General features: G+C 61.6%; 16 protein-coding genes. 2 read left to right on the top strand and 14 right to left on the bottom strand.

Translation table 11 applies throughout. The features are described 5' to 3' along the window. Positions 1 to 224: 224 nt before the first annotated feature. The 3 genes from WB528_RS03110 to WB528_RS03100 form a co-directional block, all read right to left on the bottom strand. A complete protein-coding gene (locus WB528_RS03110) occupies positions 225 to 1,292 on the bottom strand; it encodes a tlde1 domain-containing protein (RefSeq protein ID WP_423886965.1) in 1,068 nt (355 codons plus the stop codon). A 435-nt stretch (positions 1,293 to 1,727) separates the two neighbouring features. Next, on the bottom strand, positions 1,728 to 3,230 hold the full coding sequence (locus WB528_RS03105) for a glycosyltransferase family 39 protein (RefSeq protein ID WP_423886964.1): 1,503 nt from the start codon (positions 3,228 to 3,230) through the stop codon (positions 1,728 to 1,730). Positions 3,231 to 3,260: 30 nt separating this feature from the next. Continuing rightward, entirely contained in the window at positions 3,261 to 4,394 is a 1,134-nt protein-coding gene (locus WB528_RS03100) for a glycosyltransferase (protein ID WP_423886963.1), read from the bottom strand. A gap of 299 nt (positions 4,395 to 4,693) precedes the next feature. On the opposite strand from WB528_RS03100, the gene WB528_RS03095 reads away from it, so the two are divergent. Together WB528_RS03095 and WB528_RS03090 are read left to right on the top strand one after the other, a co-directional pair. Continuing rightward, on the top strand, positions 4,694 to 5,524 hold the full coding sequence (locus tag WB528_RS03095; RefSeq protein WP_423886962.1) for a DUF72 domain-containing protein: 831 nt from the start codon (positions 4,694 to 4,696) through the stop codon (positions 5,522 to 5,524). 18 nt (positions 5,525 to 5,542) lie between these two features. Then, a complete protein-coding gene (locus tag WB528_RS03090; protein ID WP_423886961.1) occupies positions 5,543 to 6,004 on the top strand; it encodes a DUF488 family protein in 462 nt (153 codons plus the stop codon). A 160-nt stretch (positions 6,005 to 6,164) separates the two neighbouring features. On the opposite strand, the gene WB528_RS03085 is transcribed toward WB528_RS03090, so the two are convergent. From WB528_RS03085 to WB528_RS03035, 11 genes are all read right to left on the bottom strand, one after another. Next, complete coding sequence (locus WB528_RS03085) at positions 6,165 to 6,434, bottom strand: hypothetical protein (protein WP_423886960.1); 270 nt, start codon at positions 6,432 to 6,434, stop codon at positions 6,165 to 6,167. 133 nt (positions 6,435 to 6,567) lie between these two features. Continuing rightward, entirely contained in the window at positions 6,568 to 6,978 is a 411-nt protein-coding gene (locus tag WB528_RS03080; RefSeq protein WP_423886959.1) for a DUF2000 family protein, read from the bottom strand. Between the two features lie 93 nt (positions 6,979 to 7,071). Further along, a complete protein-coding gene (locus WB528_RS03075; RefSeq protein WP_423886966.1) occupies positions 7,072 to 7,461 on the bottom strand; it encodes a DUF4189 domain-containing protein in 390 nt (129 codons plus the stop codon). Positions 7,462 to 7,591: 130 nt separating this feature from the next. Then, complete coding sequence (locus WB528_RS03070; protein ID WP_423886958.1) at positions 7,592 to 9,196, bottom strand: NTP transferase domain-containing protein; 1,605 nt, start codon at positions 9,194 to 9,196, stop codon at positions 7,592 to 7,594. Further along, a complete protein-coding gene (locus WB528_RS03065; RefSeq protein WP_423886957.1) occupies positions 9,193 to 9,891 on the bottom strand; it encodes an XdhC family protein in 699 nt (232 codons plus the stop codon). Before WB528_RS03065 ends, WB528_RS03070 begins: the two co-directional genes overlap by 4 nt. A gap of 1 nt (position 9,892) precedes the next feature. Then, positions 9,893 to 10,216 carry an XdhC family protein gene (locus tag WB528_RS03060; protein ID WP_423886956.1) on the bottom strand — a complete coding sequence of 108 codons (324 nt, stop codon included), beginning with the start codon at positions 10,214 to 10,216 and terminating at the stop codon, positions 9,893 to 9,895. A 22-nt stretch (positions 10,217 to 10,238) separates the two neighbouring features. Further along, positions 10,239 to 11,441, bottom strand: a complete 1,203-nt coding sequence (locus tag WB528_RS03055; RefSeq protein WP_423886955.1) for a vWA domain-containing protein — start codon at positions 11,439 to 11,441, stop codon at positions 10,239 to 10,241. A gap of 19 nt (positions 11,442 to 11,460) precedes the next feature. Beyond that, on the bottom strand, positions 11,461 to 12,384 hold the full coding sequence (locus WB528_RS03050) for an AAA family ATPase (protein WP_423886954.1): 924 nt from the start codon (positions 12,382 to 12,384) through the stop codon (positions 11,461 to 11,463). 37 nt (positions 12,385 to 12,421) lie between these two features. Further along, entirely contained in the window at positions 12,422 to 13,228 is an 807-nt protein-coding gene (locus WB528_RS03045) for an FAD binding domain-containing protein (protein WP_423886953.1), read from the bottom strand. 38 nt (positions 13,229 to 13,266) lie between these two features. After that, the gene (locus tag WB528_RS03040) at positions 13,267 to 13,752 is read right to left on the bottom strand and encodes a (2Fe-2S)-binding protein (RefSeq protein WP_423886952.1); all 486 of its coding nucleotides are present in this window, start codon (positions 13,750 to 13,752) and stop codon (positions 13,267 to 13,269) included. Between the two features lie 183 nt (positions 13,753 to 13,935). Then, entirely contained in the window at positions 13,936 to 14,382 is a 447-nt protein-coding gene (locus tag WB528_RS03035) for a CoxG family protein (protein ID WP_423886951.1), read from the bottom strand. Positions 14,383 to 14,605: the final 223 nt, after the last annotated feature.

Below are 14,605 nucleotides of genomic sequence, written 5' to 3'. Positions count from 1 at the left end.
GGTGTAACGGGTGGAAACGGGATGCACTTCCCATATCTTCGGATCGGAGCCGGCCGCATATAACTCCGCCCAATCATCCCGCCGGATCGGCCTGATGGTGATATTGGGACCGACGAGCGTCGGCTGGAAATCCGGCTTGGGCATGTCGCCAAGAATACAGACAGGCCCGAAAGACCGGAAGCGGAAATGAACAGAAAGCGGATGAAGCGCGAACCCCTGCTCGCTCACTCCACCCGAGCAACGACGGCGAGTTTTCGGATGCCTTCGTTGCGATAGGCACTGAGGAAGGCGTTGTAGTCGCGGAACGAGACGCAGCCGTTGGAATCGCCGTTCGGGCCGAGCATGAAGGAATGCGCGAGCAAGCCTTCACGCCCATAGATCTCGTCTTCGCCGCCGATGGGCGTCAGCCGCAGTGCCGCGACGCCGTGGAACAGCGACTCGCGCGGCTTCAAGGTATAGATATGCGGCGGCGTCACGCCGCGCATGTGGACGCGCGCGGAGTGCGGATCGTCGAGATTGGAGCCCAGGCCGGAATGTGCATCGAGCTTGGTGCCGTTGGGCAGATACACCGTATGTGCGCTGATGTCGTAGACGGCGGTGTCGCGATCGTAGGGTGGTGATCCGCCGAGCATCGGGTTCTGCTCGCGGCCGATGCTGCCGGTGACGCTAGCGCTGGCATCGGCGGACGCATAGGCCAAAACCGGATTGCGTGAAGATCCTTTGCCCCAGAGTTTTTCGGTGATCGACTGCCTGTCAGCCGAGGCAATCGACAGGATTGCATTTTTCGCACGTTGCGCCATGTCGCGGAACTTGCCGACGCCCTTCGGAGCATCATCCGGCTCGGCGGACGGCGAAACCGACGCGAGCTGGACCTTCGCTTCCTTCGACGTCTCTTTTCCTCTGGCCGCCTCGACGTTCTTTGCAGGCTCCATCTTTATCTTGGGCGCCTCGGCGAACTTCAGAGGTTCAGGCTTCGGCGCGACGGCGAGTTTTGTGGGTTCGGGTACCGGCGCCGGCGCGACGCCTTCCGGTGAAGCCGCGGCGAAACGATCGACAAAGGAAAGCTCGGGCTCGGCCGGCACGGTTTCCGGCGCGGCGATCGGCGGAGATTCAATCCGCGCAACAACGCGGACGGAAACATCGGCGAAGCGGCGCATGACCGGCGCATCGAAATTGGTGCTGCCGAGCTCCGGATAAGGACTGGCGGCGAAAATGTTGACGTAGACCGTCCAGCCGCAACCGACCACGAGACCGATCACCGCCGATGCAATGAACAGACTCTGCGAGGTCACCTTGCGGGCTTGTCTCTTACGTGTAGGCGACGCGAACTCGTAACACGCAACTGTACTAATACTCATTCGCCCTGCATCCGGACTGATTCCACCTCGTTCCCCCTTAACCGCCATTCGGCGAGGTGCACGGCGCGGGCACCTCCGAACGGCGGCCAACGCGTTATCGTCCGCCGAATTTCGTCGACGTCGTTTCGCAAAGGCACGAAGCGTCATTAAGGCAACTTTTAGTTAAATGGGGATTAAGTGCAGGGCAGTTGTAAGGCAGTCTCATTTTGAGACGGATTTGCGGCAATTTCGTCCGTAAGCCACCGGAGTAATTCGCTATTCGCCGTCCTTGAATCCGCCATGTTTTGCCCGGTTGAACCAGTGCCACTTTCCGAAGTTCGCGCATCAGTTCAGCGCGCAACTTTCACGAACTTCACAAAGTTTTGGGCGCTATTGCAATTCCGGCGGCGGCGAATTGTCGAGCACCGGCCGTTTTCGCCCGTCGAGCAGATCAAGCCCGTACGTCTCGATCACGAGCGGCCCACGCATGCGCTTGAACTCCCCTACCCGCTCGATCTTCGCGAAAGTCTCCGCCACGTAAGGCTGGGTGCTGGCGCGCACTTCGTCGACCCACAGAAGCTTGCCCGAGAGTTTCGCGGCATCAGGCTCGCCCATATTGACCCAGCGGATGCGTTGCGTCGGCTGCACCACGCAGGTGCCCTTCGGCAGATAAAAAGTCAGCCAGCTCGCGGTGCCATAATCGGGCGCCAGCACACAAGTTGCGCCGACGCGCACCCGCGTCGCCTCGATCCCGGCGGCAAGCGTCTGCCAGCCGACGCCGACGCTGCGCACAGTGGCATCGCGCCGAAAGCCTGTGAGCGCGCCGGTGTCGGCCTGAACGATCAGAGCGGCGAACATCAGGATGCCGACAGGCGAAGCCCAGCGCAGACAAAAATTCACTACGCGTTGCGGACGCTGTTCCCACCGTGTGAGATTGGCAGCCACAGCCGCCGCGATCGCAAAGGCCGGATAAACCGGCGCGAACCAGTTTGCCTCGACGCGGGCATGCAGCGAATGCCAGAGAAAATAGAGTGTGATTGTCCAGAACATCGCGTTGATCAGCGCGCGTGCGGCGAGCGCGCCGCCCTCGCGCCGCGCCAACGCGTAGAGCCCCATCGCGCCGAGAATGAAAACGAGCGGCGTTGCAAAGGCAATTTGGGTCGGGATCAATTCGCCGATGAAGCCAGGCTTGAACTCGACGACCTCCGAGCGGCCAAGCTGCTTGATGAAGGAGACCCAGTGGTGATCGGCGTTCCAGAGAATGACCGGGAAAAAGACGATCAGCGCCACAAGGCCGCCGAGATAGAGCCAGGGTGAAATCAGCCAGGTCCGCAGCTTGGGCGAGCTGATCAGCCAGATCAGGATCGCAGGCCCAAAAAACATCGCCGTGTATTTCGACGACAGCGCCACGCCTGCCGCGGCGCCGACGGCAAGCCACCACGCGCCGCGCCCGCTTTCCAGTACCTTGGCGAGAAAGAACAACACAAAGCTGGAGGCGACCAGCAAGGGTGAATCCGGCGTCACGATCATCGTGCCGACCGCAGCCATCAAGGTGACGTTGAGCAGAATGGTGGCGGTCGCCGCCACGCGCTGGCCGCCGAACAGAATTTCAGCCGTGCGGTAGACCGCAAAACTCATCGGCAGCGCCAGCAGGATCGACACCAGCCGCACGCCGAACTCGGTGTCGCCGGCGATCAAGGTGCCGAGCCGGATCACAAGCGCCACGCCTAGCGGATGATCGTAATAGCCGAAGGCGAGATGCTTGGACCAGATCCAGTAATAGGCTTCGTCGAAGGTCAGTGGCGTCCATGCCGCTGCAACCAGACGCAGCAGCACGAGAGCTGCAACCGTGAGCGCGGTATTGCGGACATACCGAGTCTCGTTCGGACTCATGGACAGGTCATCTTCGCACTGAAGAATACGTCATCGCTTGCGCCAGACGAACAGTCCGGACATCGCGTAGTTCCAGACCACGCCCATCAAGGCGCCGGCGGCGCCCGCCAGCCACCAGATCGGCTGCTGGTCGTAGACCGAGAAGGCGACGCCGACATTGGCAAACAGACCAACGCTGCAAACGAGATAGAACAACAGCAAACCGCGCAGGATCGCAAATCCCGTTAGGCGCTGATCGCGATAGGTGAGGAAATTATTGAGGATGAAATTGCTGGTCATGGCGCAAACCGCGCCACACGCCTGCGCTTCCGCGAAAGGAAAACCGAAAATCTCGAGCGCCAGGTAGAGCGCGGCGAAATGCACCACGAGCCCGAGTGAGCCGACCATCGCAAACAGAAGAAACCGCAGCGACACCACGTCGTTGGTGAGCTTGGCGAGCACGAGCCCCAAAAAGTCCAGCGCCACCATGGAATCGAGCTTGCTCTCGCCATGCAGCCGCGAGCCGAAGGTATAGGGGATTTCCGTCACGCGAAGACCGCCGTGGGCGGTCGCCACCACATCGAGCAAGATCTTGAAGCCCTGCGTCGACAATTGCGGCGCGAGCGCTTCGAAGCGGTCGCGGCGGATCATGAAGAAGCCGCTCATGGGATCGGCGATCTCAACCCGCAGAACGCGCTTGGCAACTTCCGTTGCAAGCGCGCTTGCGCCCGCGCGATGACGATTGAAACTTTCCGCGCTGCCGCCCTCGACATAACGGCTGCCGATCACGAGATCGAATTCGCCACCCTGAAGAAGAGCGAGCATTTTGGGCAACTGGGTCTCGTCGTGCTGCAAGTCGGCATCAATCACCGCCGCAAAGGGTGCGCTCGAGGCCAGAATGCCTTCGATGCAGGCGCCGGACAGGCCGCGCCGTCCGATCCGCCGGATGCAGCGGACCCGGCCGTCCTCCCGGGACAGCGCGCGGAGGACTTCCCAGGTACCGTCGGGAGAGTTGTCGTCAACGAAAACAGCTTCAAAGGGGATGCCGAGAAGCGTCTTTTCCAGCCGCCGAAACAGCGTGACCACATTGTCACGCTCTTTGAAGGTCGGGATGATGACAGAAAGCTTAGGTAAGCCAACGTCTTGAGCTGGATTACCGAACCCCGGTTGTGACGCGTCATGCATGACGCCAGCGTATATCCGATCGCCGCTGGGGAGCCAAGGGAAGGCCGAATGGAGGACCGAAACACCCCCAGAAATGCCAACGACCACCAACAGGTTGGCGCGCGTACATCCGGCGCAGCCGAGCTATTTGTGGTCGTCCCAGCGCCGGAGCTATGAAGCATCGACGTCGCCGTTCCACGAGAGATAGTAACGATCAGCGGTTTTTCAAGAGGGATGCGAAACCGCCTGATCTGGCCAACTCCAGCCGCTTTGACTACGCTTCGCCCCCATTCCCCTTTGCACGCGAACGAGATCCTCCTGTGACCAAAGCCACCGCCTCCAAAACCGCCGCTTCGAAATCTGGCCGGATCTTCATCGGCATCGGCGGCTGGACCTTCGAGCCCTGGCGCGGAGTGTTTTACCCGGAAAAACTCACCCAGGCGAAAGAGCTGCAATACGCGGCCTCCAAGCTTACCTCGATCGAGATCAACGGCACCTATTACGGCTCGCAGAAACCGGAGAGTTTTCGCAAATGGGCGCGCGAGGTGCCCGACGGCTTTGTGTTCTCGCTGAAAGGTCCTCGCTTTGCCACCAACCGTCGCGTGCTGGCGGAAGCCGGTGACTCCGTGAAGCGATTTTACGATTCCGGCGTGCTCGAACTCGGCGATCGCCTCGGCCCCGTGCTCTGGCAGTTCGCACCAACCAAAAAATTCGACGAGGCCGATTTCGGTAAATTCCTCGAGCTTCTGCCGCGCGAACTCGAAGGCCGGCGCTTGCGTCACGTCGTCGAGGTCCGTCACGACAGTTTTTGTACGCCGGACTTCGTGGCGCTGATCCGAAAGTTCGAAACGCCGGTGGTGTTTGCCGAGCATGGCAAATATCCGGCGATTGCGGACGTCGCCAGCGACTTCGTCTATGCGCGATTGCAAAAGGGCGACGACGAGATCAAGACCTGCTATCCGCCGAAGCAGTTAGATGCCTGGGCCAGGCGGCTGCGATTATGGGCAGAGGGCGGTGAACCGGATGATCTGCCCCGCGTTGATTCCGCAAAAGTAAAAAAGGCTCCACGCGATGTCTTTGCTTATGTGATCCATGAAGGCAAGATTCGCGCGCCTGCCGGCGCGATGGAATTGATCGCGCGCGTGAGCTAGCTCGATTGGATCTGCAAAGTGGCGCGATCGAAGAAATTCTTCACCATCGGCTATGAGCAGACCCCGGCCAAATCGGTGCTCGACGAACTCGAAAGGGCCGGGGTGAAACTGCTGGTCGATGTACGCGCGGTTGCCTCTTCGCGCCGACCCGGTTTTTCCAAGAGCCAATTGGCTGCGGGCCTCGACGAGCGCGGCATTTCGTACGTCCATCTGCGCGGCCTCGGCACGCCGAAAGAAGGACGGCTGGCCGCGCGCGCCGGCCAATATGAGACTTTAAAAAAAATCTATACGAAGCACCTCAAGACGGCCCAAGCCAGGGAAGAACTCGACGAACTTTCGGCGCTGGTGAAGAAATCGGGCCCGGTCTGCATTCTCTGCTACGAGCGCGACCACCAGCACTGTCATCGGCGTTGGATTGCCGAAATCATCGAAGAGCGCGACGGCGTCAGAATCGACAATCTCTTTGCAAGGCAGGTCTGATAATCCAGACTTTCATCGCATTGAAGCCGCACCGGCGGAACGCCTTGAAACTTAAGTCGGCTTGGCTGACGGCGCAGCTCGGCTGCCGGCCAATTTTGCCGACTTCCACGCACGCCAAGCCTCCCGTGTCTGACTGAAGAAACACAGGTCAAACATCCTGTCATCCAGGTTGGATTTGACGTGCCGTTCGGTCGAGCGTCCTGCCCGTGCTGTAGAGATAATGAATGATCGGGCGGTTATGGGCGAGCGCTGTCGCGAGCATGACCTTGAGCCCCATGGTTTCGAAGAAATAGTCACGGAATGGGATCGTGACCGCGTTGGTCACACCGGCGTTGCGATACTCCGCCTCCCCGATCAACGTACTGACCAGGAATTGGCCAGATGCATGATTGACGTCGACGCGAAGGAAGCCGAGGTGCTTGGTTGTCACCTTTTCGAAAATCCCGACCAGGAAGCGGGATCGCTGGTCGAAGGATTTGATGTAGGTGACAAGCTCCTCCTTCGACCAAAATGCAAAGCCGGCTTTGGGGCCGGCGCCAAATGGATATCGGGCAGCCTAACGCCTAGCTGTGAAACTTCAGCCCGTCGACGATCTTGTCGATCACCTTGCGCTCGGCGCGCATCGCGAGCCCCACCAGATCGAGCTCAGACCGGATGACGGCCCTCACTACCTCGCGGTTGGCGGCGTCATGCGTCGTCTTGAACATGTCTTCGGTATAAACTGCCGGCGTTACGTTGCGCGCCAACGCCCGTTCGAGCGCGCGGGAAAGCGCCGGACGATCGGCGCCATAGATCAGGATCGGCTGGCCGATGATCGACAGATAGCGTGTATCTGAAGCATCCAGATACGGCTCTCCGATGCATTCGGGAAACGCGGACGCGATGCCACCGGCGAGAAAGGAAGCCACATTCAGCTTCTGCCAGGCTTCGAGATCGGTCCTGATCACGACCGCGATCTTGGTGTCGAACTGCATGGGCGGCCCCAACGACGTCATTTCCGGAGTCCGCAAGAGAGCCCGAAAAATAAAGACGCATTAGAGCAAGATTCCGGCGTCGATGCTATCGCATCAGCCCTTGGCGTCGCAGGCCCAGGCGCGGATTACGCATTCCTTGCCGCCAAACTTGTAGCACTCGCGCGTGGCTTCATTGAGCGAACTGGAAATGTGCGGCTCGACCGCATAGCCGTGGGCGCCGCAGGGATTGGCCATGTCGACAGAAAATGCCGCGCAAGCGCGTTTCATCGTGACCGCCGTGCACTCGCCGTTGCATTGTTTGAGTGCGGCCGCGCGCGCGGCAGCTTCGGCTGGAAAGTCGTAGGCCTGTCCGTAGGCTCCGCATTTACCCATCGCAAATGCGCCTGCGGCCCAGCTCTCGGTGACAAAACGTGAAGCGCCGATGACGAGGGTCAATCCAATGACGAACAACGCGCGACGGCGCGCGACAACAGTCGACACGATCAAAAATCCCCTCCCCTGATCTCAGCGGGTCGAAATCTAAGGGGAAGGATGTTTCAACTTGGTGAACGGAAGATAGAGACCGAAAAAATTCGAGTGCGCGATGCGCCTACCAAACTTCGGAACCGGCAAGCTAGCCGCCGCGTGCAGCTTCCAGTCCTTGCGGCGTGTCAATATCCAGAAACGCGCCGTCTCCCTCGACCGGCACTTCCGCCACCGCCTCATTATGCTTGGCAATGAGGTGCCGGGCGCCGATGTCGCCGTCGAGCACCATCAATTCATTGAAGAAGCGGCGCGACCACAATACCGGGTTGCCGCGCCGCCCGTCGCTGACGGGGACCGCAATCAAATTGCCGCGATCCGGCGCAAACGCGTCGATCAGATGGTCGATCAGGCCCGACGAAATCATCGGCATGTCGCCAAGACAGATCACCGCGCCATCCGCCTGTTTGGGTACTGCCGATACGCCGGCCTTCACCGAACTCGCCAGGCCCTTGGCGAAATCGGGGTTGCGGACGAACGTCACCTTCAGGCCGGCGAGCGCCTTCTCGACCAGTTCGGCTTGATGGCCGGTGACGACGATCACATCCCTGGCCTTCGAGGCGAGTACCTGTTCGGTCACGATCCGAACCAGCTTCTGACCGTCGAGCTCGGCCAGGAGCTTGTTCGGGCCGCCCATCCGGGTCGAGCGGCCCGCGGCCAACACGATGGCGCTGACATGGCGGTTGCCGTCGGGCTCGAGGCTTTCGCGCGGCTGCGGCCGCGTCACGATCTCCATCAGGAGTCCGCCGACGCCCATCCCGGTCAATTCGGCGCGGGTGACTTTGAGACCGGCGAGCAGGCGCATCAGCACCCAGTCGAAACCGTTTTCGACCGGCGAGCGCGCGCAACCGGGCGCGCCCAGCACGGGCAAGCCATTGGCATTGCCGATGAGCAGGAGATTGCCCGGATCGACCGGCAAGCCGAAATGCTCGATCGTCCCGCCAATTCCCGAAAGGGCCGCTGGAATCACGTCGCGCCGGTCGGCGATTGCGGAAGCGCCGAACACGATGACTAGTTCTGCACGAAGACCCAGCAATTCCTTCATCGCCGCCTTCAGCGCGGTCTCATCATGCGGCACGCGCCGCTCGGCGATGATGGAGGCGCCGGCAGGCGCCAGCCGCTCCGCCGTGACCTTGAGCGTCTTTTCGACAACTTTGGGCGCAAGCCCGGGCAGCAAAGTAGAGATCACGCCGACGCGCTTGATGACATACGGCGCGATCCGCAACGCCCCGCCTCTGGCCGCCTCGACCGCAAGATCGCGCAACTTCGCCTCGACCCCGAACGGGATGAGTTTCACGGTGCCAACCATCTCGCCTTCGACCACCGGTTTGAAGGCGGCAAGCGTTGCGAGAGTAATGGCTTCGTCGACGCCGTTGATGCGGTCGACCGCGGCGCGGTCCACCACCAGCAAGCCAGCCTTGGCGGCAAACAGATTGGCACGGCCGGTAAAGGCCCGCTCGACATGGATGCCTTCGCCGGCCACGGCCCGCGCGATCCCGGCAGCGGCCACATCTTCCGAGACGTCACCTTCCTCAAGGCGCACGACCACGACTTCCTTGACGCCCGCCTGGCCTAGCGCCGCAACCTCCGCCGGGCCGATTGTGGTGCCCTTCTTGAGCACCAGCGAGCCCTGACGCAGGGTGTGGACGGTGACGCCGCCGATCGCGTCCGCCGGACTGGCAGGGCCAAATTTCATACCACAGCTTCTTTTTCTTTCGGCATTCGCAGGCTCGCGGTGATCTGCGCCATGATCGACACGGCGATTTCGGACGGCGAGACCGCGCCGATCGAAAGGCCAATCGGCGCGTGAATGCGCGCGATGTCGCCATCGGTGGCGCCCTGCGCCTTCAGGCGCTCGCCACGTTTGGCATGCGTCTTTCGCGAACCGAGCGCGCCGATGTAGAAGCAGTCGCGCGCAAAAGCATGCAGCAACGCCGGATCGTCGATCTTGGGATCGTGCGTGAGCGCCGCGAATGCGGTGTAATGATCGATATTGAGCGGCGGCAGCGCAACGTCCGGCCATTCGGCGATCAGCGGCACGTCGGGAAAGCGCTCGGGGCTGGCAAAGGCAGTACGCGGATCGACCACCGTCACGTCGTAACCGAGCGAGCGCGCCAGCGGCGCCAACGCCTGGCTGATATGGACGGCGCCGACGATCACCATGCGCGCTATCGGCGCATAGACGTTGAGGAACAGCTTCCTGCCATCGGCCTCGATCATCGCGCTCTTGCCCATGCGAAGCTGCTTGGAAAGCACCTCACGCAAGGGATCGGCGGCAAAATCCCTGGCCTTGACCAGCCGCTGTTCGCCATTCTCGGTATTGGTCACGACAATGACCGGCCGCCGCGCGGCGCGCTCTGCGTTGAGTTCCCTAAGCGTATCAACCTTCACTTTACCCGACTTTCTCGACGAACACCCTGATGGTCCCGCCGCAGGACAGGCCGACATTCCAGGCAGTTTCGTCGGCGACGCCAAATTCGAGTATCCTGGGCTTGCCACTGGCGATCACATCAAGCGCCTCGGTGACGACGGCGCCTTCGACGCAACCGCCGGAAACCGACCCCAGGAAAGTACCGTCATCGTTGATGACGAGGTTGGAGCCGGCCGGCCGTGGCGCCGAGCCCCAGGTTTCAACGACGGTCGCCAGCGCGACGCCGTGACCCGCCTTCTGCCAGTCTTCGGCCGCTTTCAGAATGTCTTCGTCGCGATCGAGCATGGAAGCCTCGCCGGTTTCTCGTTCAAGCTGCGGGTCGTATCAGGCCACGGTGATGCGGTTGCGGCATTGACGAAAGCGCCTCGATCAACCCTTTGATAGACATCAAATTATGCACCGGGCGGAATTCGTCAACGTGTGGGAGCATCATTTTGATGCCCTGCGCCTTCGGTTCGAAGCCGCCATACCGAAGCAGCGGATTTAACCATATCAAACGGCGGCAGGAGCGGTGCAGCCGGTCCATTTCAAACGCAAGGCGGGTATCCGCCTCGCGCTCGAGTCCGTCGGAAATCAGCAACACGACGGCGCCCTGACCGAGCACCCGCCGCCCCCAAAGCTTGTTGAAGGTATGGAGCGAGGTCGCGATCCGCGTTCCCCCGGCCCAGTCCTCCACCGCCGAGGAGCAACGCGCCAGCGCCTCGTCGGGGTCGCGCGCGCGCAAGGAGCGCGTCACATTGGTCAGGCGGGTGCCGAACAGAAACACCGACACGCGCTTGCGCGCATCGGTAATGGCATGCAGGAAATGCAGGAACAGGCGGGTATATTCGCTCATCGAGCCGGAGATATCGAGCAACGCCACGATCGGCGCCGGCTTCTCGATCCGCCCGAGCTTGCGGATATCGATGATGTCGCCGCCGGTGCGCAACGATGCGCGCAGGGTCCGCCGCATGTCGAGCCGCAAACCGTGTGGATCCGGCCGGTAACGGCGGGTGCGCAATTCGGCCTGCGGCAGTCTCATGTTGGCGATAGCGCGCGTGACTTCTGCGATCTCGGCCGCCGTCATCTGCGCGAAATCTTTCTTTTGCAGGATCTCCTTGTCGGATACCGACAGCCGGATTTCCTCTGGCCTGGCCTGCGCCGTCTCCGTCATTTGCGCAGGCGAGAGCGCCTCCTGAACGCGGCGCGAGGCCGGCGGTGGTTTCTTCCTGGCTTGATCGGGCAGCGGCACCGAATCCAGCATCTGCTTCCATTCGTCTGCGGCCCGGAAAAACAGGTCGAAAGCCTGCGCAAAAATCAACGCGTGCTCGTGGCGCTTGACGAAGATCGTCTCCAGTGTCGCGAACACATCGGTCCGATTGCCGATATCGACGAGCTGGAGCGCATTCATGGCGTCGATCACGGCACCCGGCCCCACCGGAATGCCGGCGGCCCGCAACGCGCGGGCAAAGCCGACGATATTGTCGGCCGCCTGACCGGTCGGCGGAGAAAGATGATTGATCGCGACCATCGTGCCCTAGCCTATCCCGTCAACTCTCGCTCGTCGCCTCTTTCAAGACCTTTTGTAGCGTCGCTCCCTGCAGGCGTGCGATATCGTCCTGGTATTTGAGCAGCGCGCCCAAACTGTCGCCTATCACCTCGGGCGTGAGCGAACGCGCGTCGAGTTCGCTGAGTGCAGTGGCCCAGTCGAGGGTTTCGGCGACCCCGGGCGATTTGTAAAAATCCTGCTCGCGCAGCGCCTGTACGAAACGCACCACCTGTTGCGACAGCTTTGCGGAGATACCCGGCACGCGCGATTTCACGATCGCAAGCTCCCGCTCGGCATTCGGATAATCGACCCAATGATAAAGACAGCGCCGCTTCAGCGCGTCGTGGATCTCGCGGGTACGGTTTGACGTGATGATCACGACCGGCGGCTGCGGCGCCTTCACGGTGCCGAACTCGGGAATCGTGATCTGGAAGTCCGACAGGATTTCCAAGAGGTACGCTTCGAAGGCCTCGTCCGCGCGATCGAGTTCGTCGATCAGAAGCACCGGCGCGCCGGCGACATCCGGCTCGAGCGCCTGCAACAGCGGCCGCTTGATCAGAAAGCGCTCCGCGAAAATATCGCTCGAGAGCTGCTCGCGGTCGGTATCCCCGGCCGCTTCCGCAAGCCTGATCGCAATCATCTGCGCGGCGCTGTTCCACTCATAGACGGCAGAGGCGGCGTCAAGGCCTTCATAGCATTGAAGGCGGATCAGCCTGCGGCCAAGCGCCTCCGACAAAACCTTGGCGATCTCGGTCTTGCCGACGCCGGCCTCGCCTTCGAGAAACAGCGGCCGGCCCATGCGCAGCGACAGATAGGTGACGGTTGCGAGCGGGCGATCGGCCAGGTAGCCGCGTGAGGACAACAGCGCCAGCATGGCATCGACCGAGGCAACATCGACGGACTTGGATGGCGCCGATGCGGTCATGTGCGGGAGAGCCTTGCTGAAGCGGGAATAGCCAAGTTTATGGTTTTGCGGTTGCAGCTTCGACCGCGCGCCGCGCCATCACTGCAATCAGATGCGCGCGGTATTCGGCACTGCCGTGCAAGTCGCTGTTCAATCCCTCGGCAGGCACCGGCAACCCGTCGAGCGCCTTGGCTGAGAAGCGCTTCTTCAAAGCCTCCTCAAAAGCCGTGACACGAAACACGCCGTCGGCCCCCGCGCCGGTAACGGAGACACGTACATCCGATGGACGCTTGGCGACAAACACACCTACCAGCGCATAGCGAGAAGCCTGATTGCGGAATTTGACGTAGGCCGCCTTCTTCGGGAGGGGAAACATCACCTTCGTGATGATCTCGTCCCCTTCGAGCGCAGTCGAGAACATCCCTTGAAAGAATTCTTCCGCCTTGAGGCGGCGCTTGTTGGTGACGACGGTCGCGCCCAGCGCAAGCACCGCCGCCGGATAATCGGCGGTCGGGTCGTTATTGGCGAGCGAACCGCCGATGGTGCCGCGATGGCGCACGGCGGGGTCGCCAATCAAACCGGCAAGATAGGCCAGCGCCGGAATCGCCTCGCCAACGACCGAGGAGTTGGCGACCGCGTAATGCGTCGCGGTAGCCCCGACGATGAGCGAACGGCCCTTCATCTCGATCCCGTCGAGCCCTTCGATATGGGAGAGGTCCACCAGATGCGGCGGGCTTGCAAGCCGCTGCTTCATGACCGGCAGCAGCGTATGGCCGCCGGCGATCACCTTGGCGTCTTCGTTCTTGACCAGAAGGTTGGCCGCCTGCCGCACGGTCGCCGGACGATGATATCTGAATTCGTACATGGGTATTCCCTGAAACCGTGATCGACGTACGTAAGGCGCTATGCGAGATCGGACCCGGCCATGGCCTTGGCGCCGGCCGCGATCGACTGCACGATGTTCTGGTAGCCGGTGCAGCGGCAGAGATTGCCTTCGAGCTCCTCGCGGATCGTATGGTCGGACAGGTCGTGACCCCTGCGGTGGACGATATCGATCGCGGTCATGATCATGCCGGGGGTACAGAAGCCGCATTGCAGGCCGTGATGCTCGCGAAACGCTTCCTGCATCGGATGCAATGGACCGCCATCGACCGCCAGCCCTTCGATCGTCCGGACCTCGTGCCCGTCCGCCATCACCGCAAGCGTGGTGCAGGATTTGACCGCCTTACCGTCGAGGTGCACCACGCAGGCGCCGCATTGGGAGGTGTCGCAACCGACATGGGTGCCGGTGAGCCGCAAATTCTCGCGCAGGAATTGCACGAGAAGCGTGCGGGGATCGACATTGGCGCTCACGGGATTACCGTTCACGATCATGGAAACTTTCGCCATTACGCGGGCTCTCTCTATCCGCGCCGACGGTGCCCGGCGGCGCAGTCACTCCAGTTGTTTCAGGGCCATAATATGGGCCATGGAGGCGATGAGCAACCTCGTCACCGCATGGCTTGACGAGGCAAACGGTCGTCGCCGCGGGTCTCGGCCTTCGCAGGTGGACGTTAAAACCGGCCTTCAAAATCAGCCTTGCACCACCTTGGCAAAGTTCGCGAAGAACTCGTCGGCCAGCTTCTTGGCCGCGCCGTTGACCAGCCGCTGTCCGAGCTGGGCGAGCTTGCCGCCGATCTGGGCTTCGACATCATAGGTCAGGAGCGTGCCGCCATCCTTGTCGGACAAGGCTACTGTAGCCCCACCCTTGGCAAAACCCGCCACCCCGCCATCGCCCTCGCCCGATATCTTGTAGCCGTTCGGCGGGTCGAGATCGCTCAGCGAGACGCGGCCCTTGAAGCGGGCCGAGACCGGACCGACCTTCATTTTCGCCGCCGCCCGAAAGCCGTTGTCCTCGGTCCTTTCCAATTCCTCGCATCCGGGAATGCAGGCCTTGAGCACCTCGGGATCGTTAAGCTTGGCCCAGATCGCGTCGCGCGACGCGCCAAGCTGGACCTCCCCATGCATCGTCATGGCCATAGGCGTCTCCCTTCGCTCTTGATCTATCCACCAATTAATGCAGGAGCGGCCCAAAAGGAAGAGCATGGGGCAACCAGCAAGGGTGTTTTGCGGTTGGCAGCGGGCCGCAAGGGTGGTTAGGTCCTGGTGTGGCGGTTCAGAAGTCCGCATCGTTTGTGCCGCGGGCTGGTCATGCGGACTTCTGAACCAAAGCCACACCAGATCAATAGGTTTTGCTAGTGTC

Source organism: Bradyrhizobium sp. (genome assembly GCF_049586575.1).
Lineage (GTDB): Bacteria > Pseudomonadota > Alphaproteobacteria > Rhizobiales > Xanthobacteraceae > Bradyrhizobium.
This window is presented reverse-complemented; position numbering and strand designations above follow the sequence as displayed.